Here is a 12,491-nt window from a genome sequence, read left to right on the forward strand (position 1 = left end):
GTAACACTAACTGGAGGACCGAACCGACTACCGTTGAAAAGTTAGCGGATGACCTGTGGATCGGAGTGAAAGGCTAATCAAGCTCGGAGATAGCTGGTTCTCCTCGAAAGCTATTTAGGTAGCGCCTCATGTATCACTGTAGGGGGTAGAGCACTGTTTCGGCTAGGGGGTCATCCCGACTTACCAAACCGATGCAAACTCCGAATACCTACAAGTGCCGAGCATGGGAGACACACGGCGGGTGCTAACGTCCGTCGTGAAAAGGGAAACAACCCAGACCGTCAGCTAAGGTCCCAAAGTTATGGTTAAGTGGGAAACGATGTGGGAAGGCTTAGACAGCTAGGAGGTTGGCTTAGAAGCAGCCACCCTTTAAAGAAAGCGTAATAGCTCACTAGTCGAGTCGGCCTGCGCGGAAGATGTAACGGGGCTCAAACCATACACCGAAGCTACGGGTATCACTTAGGTGATGCGGTAGAGGAGCGTTCTGTAAGCCTGTGAAGGTGAGTTGAGAAGCTTGCTGGAGGTATCAGAAGTGCGAATGCTGACATGAGTAACGACAATGGGTGTGAAAAACACCCACGCCGAAAGACCAAGGTTTCCTGCGCAACGTTAATCGACGCAGGGTTAGTCGGTCCCTAAGGCGAGGCTGAAAAGCGTAGTCGATGGAAAACAGGTTAATATTCCTGTACTTCTGGTTATTGCGATGGAGGGACGGAGAAGGCTAGGCCAGCTTGGCGTTGGTTGTCCAAGTTTAAGGTGGTAGGCTGGAATCTTAGGTAAATCCGGGATTCTAAGGCCGAGAGCTGATGACGAGTGTTCTTTTAGAACACGAAGTGGTTGATGCCATGCTTCCAAGAAAAGCTTCTAAGCTTCAGGTAACCAGGAACCGTACCCCAAACCGACACAGGTGGTTGGGTAGAGAATACCAAGGCGCTTGAGAGAACTCGGGTGAAGGAACTAGGCAAAATGGCACCGTAACTTCGGGAGAAGGTGCGCCGGTGAGGGTGAAGGACTTGCTCCGTAAGCTCATGCCGGTCGAAGATACCAGGCCGCTGCGACTGTTTATTAAAAACACAGCACTCTGCAAACACGAAAGTGGACGTATAGGGTGTGACGCCTGCCCGGTGCCGGAAGGTTAATTGATGGGGTTAGCTAACGCGAAGCTCTTGATCGAAGCCCCGGTAAACGGCGGCCGTAACTATAACGGTCCTAAGGTAGCGAAATTCCTTGTCGGGTAAGTTCCGACCTGCACGAATGGCGTAACGATGGCGGCGCTGTCTCCACCCGAGACTCAGTGAAATTGAAATCGCTGTGAAGATGCAGTGTATCCGCGGCTAGACGGAAAGACCCCGTGAACCTTTACTATAGCTTTGCACTGGACTTTGAATTTGCTTGTGTAGGATAGGTGGGAGGCTTTGAAGCGTGGACGCCAGTTCGCGTGGAGCCAACCTTGAAATACCACCCTGGCAACTTTGAGGTTCTAACTCAGGTCCGTTATCCGGATCGAGGACAGTGTATGGTGGGTAGTTTGACTGGGGCGGTCTCCTCCTAAAGAGTAACGGAGGAGTACGAAGGTGCGCTCAGACCGGTCGGAAATCGGTCGTAGAGTATAAAGGCAAAAGCGCGCTTGACTGCGAGACAGACACGTCGAGCAGGTACGAAAGTAGGTCTTAGTGATCCGGTGGTTCTGTATGGAAGGGCCATCGCTCAACGGATAAAAGGTACTCCGGGGATAACAGGCTGATACCGCCCAAGAGTTCATATCGACGGCGGTGTTTGGCACCTCGATGTCGGCTCATCACATCCTGGGGCTGAAGCCGGTCCCAAGGGTATGGCTGTTCGCCATTTAAAGTGGTACGCGAGCTGGGTTTAGAACGTCGTGAGACAGTTCGGTCCCTATCTGCCGTGGACGTTTGAGATTTGAGAGGGGCTGCTCCTAGTACGAGAGGACCGGAGTGGACGAACCTCTGGTGTTCCGGTTGTCACGCCAGTGGCATTGCCGGGTAGCTATGTTCGGAATAGATAACCGCTGAAAGCATCTAAGCGGGAAACTAGCCTCAAGATGAGATCTCACTGGGACCTTGAGTCCCCTGAAGGGCCGTCGAAGACTACGACGTTGATAGGTTGGGTGTGTAAGCGCTGTGAGGCGTTGAGCTAACCAATACTAATTGCCCGTGAGGCTTGACCATATAACACCCAAGCAATTTGCTTGCTTCGAGCTGAAAAGCGAAAGAGCACCAGATTGCGGTGTGTGAAGACGCAATGAACCGAAAGTTCGACTGTGCACAAAGCCACACACAAATACCGAAGCTGTCACATACCCGATTTGCTGAAGCGCGGCCATCTGGCCACGATTCGGTACCCGAATTTCTTGACGACCATAGAGCCTTGGAACCACCTGATCCCATCCCGAACTCAGTAGTGAAACGATGCATCGCCGATGGTAGTGTGGGGTTTCCCCATGTGAGAGTAGGTCATCGTCAAGATTAAATTCCGAAACCCCTATCTGCGTATGCAGGTAGGGGTTTTGTTTGTCCGCAACAAACACGAAATGCGTCTACGAAAAAAGCCCCACTCAGACAACGTCTGGTGGGGCTTTCTTGCACCTACCGAAAATCAAACCGCAGAACCAAGCCAACCCAAGCTAACCCAACCCAACCCACTACATCCCATTGTCGCCTTCAACTTTCCCAACCGCAGTCGTCACCCCCGTCATACTCCGTCGCCCATTAACCTGATAACCACGCCCGCCATCTACGGACTCCGGTTTGCGCATCAAAAGTTGCGCATACAGTCCGTCCTTGGCGTTATAACCCCCGAACCAATCCATCAGTCGGCCGATATAACAATCGCCGCCCAGCGTGATCGGCATATCACCGACAATTTCAAACGTGTAATGCCCGGTGCCATAAGAGGAATAAGCGCCGTCACCCTCACCTGTCGGTGGAATAGGGCACAACGGACGGCTCTGATCGCCCACATCTTTCGCTTCAGTCTTACTGACTTCGCTCAATGCCTGAGTCAGCGCTGTATGCAGCGCCGCGTCCAGAGTCGTTACCACGCCGGTTTCTTCATCTTTCTGAGTCTTGGGCACAGACAGCTCATAGCGATAATTGACACTTATAGTCGGCACATCGCCATTCAGCTTCAATGGATTGAGCAGGTAAACATGATCAACCCCGTAATAGCTGTTCTGATAAGCCGCATAAATGCGCCCCCGAACCTTCACCCAGGTTACGGTTTGATTCGCCCCGCGACCATTCAGCGAAAAAAGAAAGCTTTCAGAATCCGTTTCAGAACTCGTTTCAGAACCAGGCCCGGCGACTCTCTTGACAAAAACATCGCCACTGCGCCGAAACGTCTCAATGTACTCAAACAATCCAGTGCCACCGGTATAGGTATCGACCACCAGATCGCGAAGTCCATCGCCGTCCAGGTCCATCAACGTGTATGACCGATTTCCGTACTCCCCGGTAATCTCAGAAGCAGTCAAAGCCTGAATCGCCCCGGGTTTTCTAGACACTCTCCAGGCTCGCTGCGTAACGCTTTTCAAACTCTACCGGTGACAGCTGATTGTTGAAACTGTGGCGTCGTTTTGGGTTGTAAAACATCTCGATGTAATCGAACACATCATCCCGAGCATCCTGGCGTGTAGTGTAGATTTTACGCTTGATCCGTTCCCGCTTTAGCAGCTGGAAAAAGCTCTCCGCCACAGCGTTGTCGTGGCAGTTACCTCGACGACTCATGCTGGCCACCAGGTTGTTAGCTTTCAAGAAGCTTCGCCAGTCTGAGCTGCTGTACTGACTGCCTTGATCTGAGTGGATCATCACCTCTTGCTTCGGCTTACGTCTCCAAACCGCCATCAGCAGTGCATCAATGGCTACGTCGCTGGTCATCTGCGACTTCATTGACCAACCAATGATCTGGCGTGAAAACAGATCGAGCACCACGGCCAAATACAGCCAGCCTTCATATGTTCGGATGTAGGTAATGTCTGTGACCCAGACTTTGTTGGGTTCTCTGACATCGAATTGGCGCTTCAGTAAGTTCGGTGAGGCAACGGCTGGTTTACCGCCATATTTTCCCGGCCTCCGTCGATACCCAGTCTGAGAACGTAAACCCTCAAGGCGCATCAACCTAGCCACCCGGTGACGGCCACAGCTCTCACCAACCTCTCGCAGGTCATCATGGATCTTGCGATAGCCATAAACGCCACCGCTTTCCAGCCAGGAGTGTTTGATCAATCCAAGCAGTCGCTGATCGTCCTTGGCTCGCGCAGATTTTGGTTCTGATAGCCACGCGTAGTAGCCGCTGGGATGAACCTTGAGCGTCAGGCAAAGCCGTCGAATCGCGTAATGACCCGATTGCTGCTTAATAAAGGCGTACTTCAGCCGCACTCCTTGGCAAAGTACGCGGCGGCCTTTTTTAAGATGTCTCGCTCCTCCGTCACCCGTTTCAGCTCGGCACGTAGACGACGAACCTCAGCGCTTTGATCATCCTCCTCAACGCGCTGTTCTTGGGGCTTGGTGTAGCGCTTAACCCAGGCATAGAGGCTGTGCACGGACACACCCAATCGTGCAGCCACCTCCGAGACAGGAAGCTGCTTTTCGGTCACTTGCTTGACCGCCTGGATTTTGAATTCTTCGGGATATCGCTGGTTGCTCATGGCACCTCCTAATGGGCCTCATTTTAAGGCTTGGAGGTGTCTACGAAACTAGGGGCGATTCAGCCTTCCATTCATCCTTAGTTACTCCCGCCGGGGCCGTCTTGGGCAGATGAGATTCGTCGTCAGCGCCCTCGCTCGCAAAATTGGTCGTCCCAGCCTTGACCGCCAGCGAGTCCAACACCCGCTCCAAAGGAAACTCAGGGTCGGATTTTTCTATTGCCTGCCGTAAATCTTCAGATGCCAACCTGTCGACATCATCCGGCCTGTAAGCAACTGCATCACTCCACTGCGCCCTCAACTCCTGCAAGCGTTCGCGATAGCGCTGATCAAGACACGCAACATCCTCTACGCAACGATCACGACTCTTCAGCCACGCACGCTGCGCTGTTCGCAATTCAACCTGTTGTTCGGAACTGGCTTTGACCAGTGCCCGATAAGCCGCGCCCATCTGCGTATCCAACGTGTATAGCGCAGTATTCGCGCAGATGGATTTTTCGACGGTGCTCGCCGCTTTTGTACAATCCATTCCAGTCGCCAGCGCATGCTCAGTAGACAGCAATGCACAGGCAGACAAAATCCAGCGTCCTTTGGTGTACACGTAATAAGACCTTGAGTTCGTAGAGTAAGTAAGTCCCGGCAAAGTGTGCATCAACCAAGCCTCTCAATACATGATTCTGCGCAGAACTCTTCAAGAGAACGGCACTGCTGGCCGATAACCCGAACGGCCGCTGTCTACTTTATCTGCAGCCGTTCGCCAGTCCCTCACCGGGCGCGCGCGAAATCGTATGTTTGCTTTTGGGTTGTTCTTCTTAAATTGCCTGGAAATCTTCGATGCTGTCGTATCACCAAAAGAGTTTTCTGATCGTCGATGATTTCTCGGATTTCCGCAGCTCCGTCAGGTCCATGCTGCGAGAACTGGGCATCAAGGATGTCGACACCGCTGATACCGGTGAACAGGCGCTGCGGATGTGTGGGCAGAAGTCCTATGACTTCATCCTTCAGGACTTTCACCTCGGCGATGGCAAGAAGAACGGTCAACAGGTGCTCGAAGACCTGATGATCGAGAAACTGATCAGCCATGAAAGCGTGTTCGTCATGGTCACCGCCGAAACCAGCCAAGCCATGGTGCTCAGCGCCCTCGAGCATGAGCCCGACGCGTACCTGACCAAACCGTTCAACCGCTCCGGCCTCGCTCAACGCCTCGAGCGATTGGTGCAGCGCAAAACCTTGCTCAAGCCGATCCTGCAAGCGCTTGATCGCAACAAACCGGTGGAAGTGCTCAATGCCTGCATCGCCCTGTGCAAACAGGACGTCCGCTATGCGCCGCTGTGCCTGCGTTATCGCGCCGATGCCTTGCGCGACCTGAATCAGAACGAAGCGCTGGAACGCCTCTACGACAGCATCATTGCTGATCGGCCGCTGCCATGGGCATTCGCCGGATTGGGCAAGTTGCTGTTCAAGCGCGGACAGGTCACTCAGGCTAAAGAAGTGTATGAAAAAGCCCTGAAAGTGTTTCCGATGATGCCCGCACTGTATGACGGCATGGCCGACGTGCTGGTTGCCCAAGGTGACACCAAAGGTGCCCAGCGTATTCTGGAAGAAGCCATTCGCCTGTCGCCACTGGCGGTTCGGCGCCAGGCGCTGTTGGGTAAGTTGGCAATGACCAACGAAGATTTCGAAACGGCCTCCAAAGCCTATCGCCAAGCGGTATCGCAAGGTGCGCAGTCGCGTTTCAAGGATGCCGAAAGCAACCTTGGCCTCGCGCACGCCTTGATCAGCAAGGGCAGCGACAAGGGCCTCGACACGCGCACACGACTGGAAATCAACACCACACTCAGCGCTGTCGCCAAGGAGAATCCTTCCGACCCCGGCCTGCAGGTGCGTGCGCGGCTGATGAAAGCCACCAGCCTGCTGCTCAACGACGCCGAGACCGCGGAAAAGCTCACCGAGCAAGCGATGATGCGCATCGAAGGCATGGAGCAATTCATGAGCGCCGACGCCGCGCTGCTCGTCGCCAAGCAACTGCAAATGCTCGGTCAGGCGGATGCCGGTGCGTCGATGCTGAAAAACTGCGCGGAGATTTACGGTGACGACCCGGCGGTGATGCAAGGTATCGCCAAGCTGACCGACGACCCGACTATCCTCAATGCCGGCAATGCCGCCGCTGACCTTAACCGCCAAGGCGTGCGCGTGTACAAGGCCGGCAACCTGGTGGAAGCGCGGGACGTGTTCCGCAAAGCCCTGGCGCTGCAACCGAAGAACATCAGTATCGCGCTGAACATGGCGCAATCGTTGCTGCACGGCACGGACACCAGCGTGCCGTCGGCAGAACTTGAAGCGTGTCGCGCCTGCCTGAAAACGGTCGGCATGATGCCCGATACCGATCCGCGTTTTCCCCGTTATCAGAAGCTGCGAAGCAAGGCGTTTGGCGAATGAACGACACTGAACAGGCTCTCGATTTTTCCACGGTGATTGCCTCCACCGTGCACGACATGAAGAACTCCCTGGCGATGTTGATGCAGGCCCACAGCCAATGGCTCGCGCGCCTGCCGGATCAGCAGCAGAGTACGGAGCAGGGCGTTATCGAGTTTGAATTCGCCCACCTCAACGGCATGCTTGTGCAACTGCTCGGGCTGTACAAGTTGGGCGTCAATCAGATGCCCTTGCAGCCGGCTTACCACGAACTCGACGACTTCATCGAGGCGCAACTGGCCGCGCATCAGGACGTGTTCGCCAGTCGCGGCATCATGGCCACCTACGAGGTCGATCCGCTGAGCCCTTTGGGTTTCTTCGACCGCGAACTGATCGCGACCGTGCTCGGCAACAGCATCAACAACGCGATCCGTTTTGCCCGCGATTCGTTGTTGATTACGGTCAGCGACGAGGCCGGTCAGTTGGTTATCACGGTCAACGACGATGGCGAAGGCTACCCGGCGCAGATGATCGAGCGCCAGGCCGATTACGTGCAGGGCATCAACCACAGCAGCGGTAGCACCGGCCTCGGTTTGTATTTCGCCGGACGGATTGCTGCGTTGCATCAGCGCAATGGCGTCGGCGGTTTTACTCGCATCAGCAACGGCGGGCCGCTTGGCGGCGGCGTCTTCAGTGTTTATCTACCCTGAAACGATGCAGCAGGCCTTTTTGTTCGCCGGTGCTTGATATTCCGAACGGGCGGAGCCTATTTTGTTCGGGTCGCCGTTCGCGGCTCGCACAACAACAAGGATTGCGTCATGACAACCGATGGCCAGCGCTCACTCGCTCAGCGATTGACCGGCATTGATGAGATTGAATGTGTTACGCCGGATTTGAACGGCGTACCACGGGGCAAAGTAATGACCGCCGAGGGTTTCCTCGAAGGACGCCGGTTGCAGATGGCGCGGGGCGTGCTGCTGCAATGCATCATGGGCGGATATCCGCCAGCGCGGTTTTACGGCAGCGATGATGGTGACCTCGCATTGGTGCCGGACTCCGCACAGATTCACCGCTTGCCCTGGAGCCGCCAGCCGCGCGCGTTGGCCATCTGCGACGCCGACGAATTGAGCGGCGAGAGCTCGGCGCTGTCGACGCGCGGCCAGCTCAAAGCGGTCATCGCCCGTTACGCCGCGCGCGGTTTGGCGCCGGTGGTGGCGACTGAACTTGAGTTCTTCGTGTTCGCGCCCAATTCCGATCCGACCCAACCGTTCCAGCCGCCGCTGGGCCTGGACGGTCGTCGTGAGGAAGGGCACTCAGCGTTCAGTGTCAGCTCCAACAACGGCCTGCGCCCGTTCTTCAGCGAAGTCTACGAATGCATGGCCGCGCTGGGCTTGCCGCGCGACACGTTCATGCACGAGATGGGCGTCAGTCAGTTCGAGATCAATTTGCTTCATGGCGATCCGTTGCTGCTGGCCGACCAGACATTCCTGTTCAAGCACCTGTTGAAAGAAGTCGCGCTCAAGCACGGTTTGACCGTGGTGTGCATGGCCAAACCTTTGGCGCACACGCCGGGCAGTTCGATGCATATTCACCAGAGCATCGTCGAGATCGGCAGCGGGCGTAATGTGTTCAGCGACCAGCATGGCCAACCGACCGCGACGTTCCGGCATTTCATCGGCGGGCAGCAGGCCGGCATGGCGGACTTCACCGCGCTGTTCGCGCCCAACGTCAATTCGTACCAGCGCTTGTGCCATCCGTTCGCCTCGCCGAACAACGCCTGCTGGTCCGAAGATAACCGTGCGGCCGGTTTGCGCATTCCGGCGAGTTCGCCAGTAGCCCGGCGCGTGGAAAATCGCCTGCCTGGCGCCGATGCCAATCCGTACCTGGCGATCGCCGCGAGCCTGGCTGCGGGGCTGCACGGCATCGAAAACGAGCTCGAACCGAGCGCGGCGATTCAGGGCGAATTTGTCGTCCCGGATAATCTTTCGTTGCCATGTACCTTGCATGCCGCTCTTGAGCGTCTGAAGCGTAGTCAATTGGCGATGGAACTGTTTGGCAAGGAGTTCATCGAAGGCTACATCGCTTCGAAGACCATGGAGTTGACCAGCTTCTTTGATGAAATTACTCCCTGGGAACGGCGTGTTTTAGCAGCCCAGGCCTGACGATCCGTCGTCTTCGGGCTATCGTTTTCCGATAGCCCGATCCACTGCAAGGAGCCGCTCGGAACGCCGATGCGCCAAATCTGGAAATCCTTTCGAGCGCTGTATTTTGCCTCGCTGATGATGTTGATCGGCTCGGGCCTTTTAAGCACCTATCTGGCCTTGCGCCTGGCCGCTGACAACGTCGACAGTTTGTGGGTCGGTGCGTTGATGGCGGCGAACTATTTCGGCCTGGTATTGGGCGGCAAGATTGGTCACCGACTGATTGCCCGGGTCGGCCACATTCGTGCCTATGCCGCGTGTGCCGGGATCGTCGGCGCCGCGGTGTTGGGCCACGGTCTGATCGACTGGCTGCCGGCGTGGCTGTTTTTGCGGGTGATCGTCGGTCTCGGCATGATGTGCCAGTACATGGTCATCGAGAGCTGGCTCAACGAGCAGGCTGAGGCCAAGCAACGCGGTCTGGTATTCAGCGGTTACATGATCGCTTCGTACCTGGGTCTGGTGTTGGGCCAACTGATCCTGGTTCTGCATCCGGGGTTGGGCCTGGAACTGCTGATGCTGGTCGCGCTGTGTTTCGCCTTGTGTCTGGTGCCGGTGGCCCTGACCCGACGCATTCACCCGGCGGCGCTGCACCCGGCGCCGATGGAGCCGCGCTTCTTTATCAAACGTGTGCCGCAGTCATTGAGCACAGTGCTCGGCGCCGGTTTGATCGTCGGTTCGTTCTACGGTCTCGCGCCGCTGTATGCCTCGCAACAGGGCCTGTCGACGGAGCAGGTCGGTCTGTTCATGGGTAGCTGCATTTTTGCCGGTCTGGTGGTGCAGTGGCCGTTGGGCTGGTTGTCCGATCGTTACGACCGGGCGCTGCTGATCCGCTGCTTTGCGTTTTGTCTGGCCCTGGCGGCGTTGCCGCTGGCGATCATGACTGACGTGCCGCTTGAAGTGCTGTTCATCGCCGGGTTCCTCTGTTCGCTGGTGCAGTTCTGTTTGTATCCGCTGGCCGTGGCGTTCTCCAATGACCACGTCGAGGGTGATCGCCGAGTGTCGCTGACGGCGATGTTACTGGTGACTTACGGCGTGGGCGCGAGCATCGGGCCGTTGGCCGCTGGCGTGCTGATGAAGCTGTTCGGCAGTCACATGCTGTATGCCTTTTTCAGCTTCTTCGCGTTGGTGCTGGTGTGGCGGATTCGCCCGAAAGCGGTCACCAATCTGCACGTGGTCGACGATGCGCCACTGCATCACGTCGCCATGCCGGACAGCATGTCGAGCTCGCCGCTGGTCGCGGCACTCGATCCACGTGTCGACGAGCAAGTGGTGCATGAACAGATGCATAACCCGGTCGAGCCTGAACCAGAGCCTGAGCCGGAACAGCAGCCAGAATCCGACCCCGCTACAGACGAGCCGGAAGACCCGGACGCCGGACGCGAACAAAGCTTCACCGAAGCCAGGCCTTGAAATAGGCGCATAAAAAAACGGGCAGTCACCGCAAGGGACTGCCCGTTTTTATTGGCGCGGGATACTGTTACATATCGTCTTTATCAAAGCGCCGCGCTTCGCGTTGCAGCTGATAGACGAAGCGTTCGACCTGCCGTTGCACCAGCCCGCTCATGTTGTGAAAGCGCACGCCGGCGAAGGTGGTGGAGATTCTTTCTTCGAAATGCAGGTAACGCAATTCAACCGGGGCAGTCATGCTGCCGAAGGGCAGGGCGGCGATGAAACGGTCGTAGACCTGGCCCAGTTGCAGGCTGGAGGTGATATCGCCCTCGAAGCGCAACTTGCAGCCGGTCGCGGAGATGTCCAGCAGCTTGCCGCTGATGGGCGACTTGAGTTTGTCGCCGCCCAACTCAACGCTAACCAGTTGTGCGAGTTTCAATGCGGCGCGGAAGGCGTTGCGGCGCTGGTGATAAACCACTTCGGTCGGCAATGCGCCACGGTAGCAGCGCGCGCCATCGGTTTCGCTGATAGTCAGCGGGCCGTTGCTGTCCCAGGCGATGCGCACACCGTCGTGGAAGCCTTCGACGCGATAGGGTTCGCCGGCCAACAGGAAACGTTCACCGTCGCGCGGGATCATTTCGTCCAGGGCCATTGTGTTGCTGTCACGATCGATGTCCACCAGATAGCTCTGGAAACGCTGGCTACGTTCGTGGAACGTGATGATCAGCGGGTCATGGCTGTCTTGCAGCTGGCGCAGGTTGCCGGAGATTTCCAGGGGAGTGGTGAGCACCTTGGGTGGCTGCGGAGCATCATCCGCGCTTGAGGCATTGAACACGGTTCATCAATCTCCAGACAAAATATGACTACTAGCAGCATTGGCTAGCATTCTGCCAGCATGTTTCGTGTCTTGATAGGGCGTGCTGATTTGCGCGCTCACGCCTGGCTGAGCGGGCGGGGCTTCGCCAGCTTGGCGGTGGAGCCGCGGGCGTCATACAGCGCTGGAGGTTCGCCGCCGGTGAGAATCTTCAATTGATTGGCGGTGGCGGCCTGCTGCATCAGGATCGACTGGCCATTTTTGACGTTGGCCGCCTGGCATTGAGCCAGCAGATCAGTCAGCACATCGCTCTGCGCCAGCAACTGGTCGCCAATGCTCGAATGGCTGGCGAGTTGCTCAAGACCCTCGCGGGTCATGGGCAGGTTGAGGCTGACGAGGATTTCGCTGCGCTTGCGGCCATGCTGTTCGAGCAGAATGATCAGTGCCTGTTTCTGCGCCAGAATTTCTTCGAGCAGTGGCATGTCGCGACCGTGCAAAGCGAGGGACTCGGTTTGCAACAACTCCAGCAAACGTTGAGCTGGAGCAAAGTCATCGGTGATCAATTGCAATAAATTAGTATCGTGCATGGCTGGCCTTGGGTTTTAAGCGTCCAAAAGCCGGCGCAGGCGAAGGCCTAGCGCTGGGCTTCGAAGTTGAGCAGTTTGCTGGCTACACGGCTGCTGTCGACTTTATAGCTGCCATCGGCGATTGCTGCTTTCAACTCGGCCACACGGGCGTTGTCGACAGCAGGTTGATCGCGCAGCTTGTCAGTGACCTTCTGCAACTGTTGAGCCTCATTGCTGAGGTGTACCGATTCCCCGCTTTTGACGGTACTGGCCTGTTCGGCCGGGGTATTCAGCGCTGCGGATTTGCCGGCGTCGGCGGTTTCCTTGGCAACGTTGGTACGAGTACTGCCCGAAAGTGACGAGGCGTTATTTAAACGGCTGAAATCAATGACCATGACAAAAAACCTCTGGGTATTTGGACGCTTGCCATGTTTTCGGCACTC

10 protein-coding genes and 2 rRNA genes (1 of these 12 running past the window's edge) are annotated in these 12,491 nt (G+C 56.5%); 6 read left to right on the plus strand and 6 right to left on the minus strand.

Annotated elements, in window-relative coordinates; genetic code table 11:
* Together BLU01_RS20930 and rrf are read left to right on the plus strand one after the other, a co-directional pair.
* Positions 1 to 2,189: ribosomal RNA gene (locus BLU01_RS20930) — 23S ribosomal RNA — on the plus strand; it begins 703 nt to the left of the window's first position.
* 181 nt (positions 2,190 to 2,370) lie between these two features.
* Positions 2,371 to 2,486 (plus strand): 5S ribosomal RNA (gene rrf / locus BLU01_RS20935).
* A gap of 176 nt (positions 2,487 to 2,662) precedes the next feature.
* Here the strand turns inward: rrf and BLU01_RS20940 are convergent.
* The 3 genes from BLU01_RS20940 to BLU01_RS20950 form a co-directional block, all read right to left on the minus strand.
* Positions 2,663 to 3,523 (minus strand): hypothetical protein, encoded by an 861-nt coding sequence (locus BLU01_RS20940; protein ID WP_157720179.1) that lies wholly within the window; start codon positions 3,521 to 3,523, stop codon positions 2,663 to 2,665.
* A protein-coding gene (locus BLU01_RS20945) for an IS3 family transposase (protein ID WP_092271200.1) occupies positions 3,516 to 4,666 on the minus strand; the annotation gives its coding sequence in 2 pieces (ribosomal slippage) (positions 3,516 to 4,432 and positions 4,432 to 4,666; 1,152 coding nt in all). Before BLU01_RS20945 ends, BLU01_RS20940 begins: the two co-directional genes overlap by 8 nt.
* 40 nt (positions 4,667 to 4,706) lie before the next feature.
* On the minus strand, positions 4,707 to 5,264 hold the full coding sequence (locus BLU01_RS20950; RefSeq protein WP_092281684.1) for a lysozyme inhibitor LprI family protein: 558 nt from the start codon (positions 5,262 to 5,264) through the stop codon (positions 4,707 to 4,709).
* A gap of 233 nt (positions 5,265 to 5,497) precedes the next feature.
* Between BLU01_RS20950 and BLU01_RS20955 the strand changes: the two genes are divergently transcribed.
* The 4 genes from BLU01_RS20955 (at position 5,498) to BLU01_RS20970 (ending at position 10,689) form a co-directional block, all read left to right on the plus strand.
* The gene (locus BLU01_RS20955) at positions 5,498 to 7,102 is read left to right on the plus strand and encodes a tetratricopeptide repeat-containing response regulator (RefSeq protein WP_092279078.1); all 1,605 of its coding nucleotides are present in this window, start codon (positions 5,498 to 5,500) and stop codon (positions 7,100 to 7,102) included.
* The gene (locus tag BLU01_RS20960; RefSeq protein WP_092279080.1) at positions 7,099 to 7,788 is read left to right on the plus strand and encodes a sensor histidine kinase; all 690 of its coding nucleotides are present in this window, start codon (positions 7,099 to 7,101) and stop codon (positions 7,786 to 7,788) included. The genes BLU01_RS20955 and BLU01_RS20960 overlap by 4 nt, the downstream gene beginning before the upstream one ends.
* A gap of 210 nt (positions 7,789 to 7,998) precedes the next feature.
* Complete coding sequence (locus BLU01_RS20965) at positions 7,999 to 9,240, plus strand: glutamine synthetase family protein (protein ID WP_178076518.1); 1,242 nt, start codon at positions 7,999 to 8,001, stop codon at positions 9,238 to 9,240.
* A 69-nt stretch (positions 9,241 to 9,309) separates the two neighbouring features.
* Positions 9,310 to 10,689, plus strand: a complete 1,380-nt coding sequence (locus BLU01_RS20970; RefSeq protein ID WP_092279084.1) for an MFS transporter — start codon at positions 9,310 to 9,312, stop codon at positions 10,687 to 10,689.
* Between the two features lie 67 nt (positions 10,690 to 10,756).
* Here the strand turns inward: BLU01_RS20970 and BLU01_RS20975 are convergent, their stop codons facing one another.
* From BLU01_RS20975 to flgM, 3 genes are all read right to left on the minus strand, one after another.
* Positions 10,757 to 11,503 carry a flagellar brake protein gene (locus BLU01_RS20975; RefSeq protein ID WP_092279086.1) on the minus strand — a complete coding sequence of 249 codons (747 nt, stop codon included), beginning with the start codon at positions 11,501 to 11,503 and terminating at the stop codon, positions 10,757 to 10,759.
* Positions 11,504 to 11,601: 98 nt separating this feature from the next.
* The gene (locus BLU01_RS20980) at positions 11,602 to 12,069 is read right to left on the minus strand and encodes a flagella synthesis protein FlgN (protein WP_092279088.1); all 468 of its coding nucleotides are present in this window, start codon (positions 12,067 to 12,069) and stop codon (positions 11,602 to 11,604) included.
* A 47-nt stretch (positions 12,070 to 12,116) separates the two neighbouring features.
* Positions 12,117 to 12,443 (minus strand): flagellar biosynthesis anti-sigma factor FlgM, encoded by a 327-nt coding sequence (flgM, locus tag BLU01_RS20985; RefSeq protein WP_092279090.1) that lies wholly within the window; start codon positions 12,441 to 12,443, stop codon positions 12,117 to 12,119.
* Positions 12,444 to 12,491 lie beyond the last annotated feature (48 nt).

The sequence above is a fragment of the Pseudomonas prosekii genome, from assembly GCF_900105155.1.
GTDB lineage: Bacteria > Pseudomonadota > Gammaproteobacteria > Pseudomonadales > Pseudomonadaceae > Aquipseudomonas > Aquipseudomonas prosekii.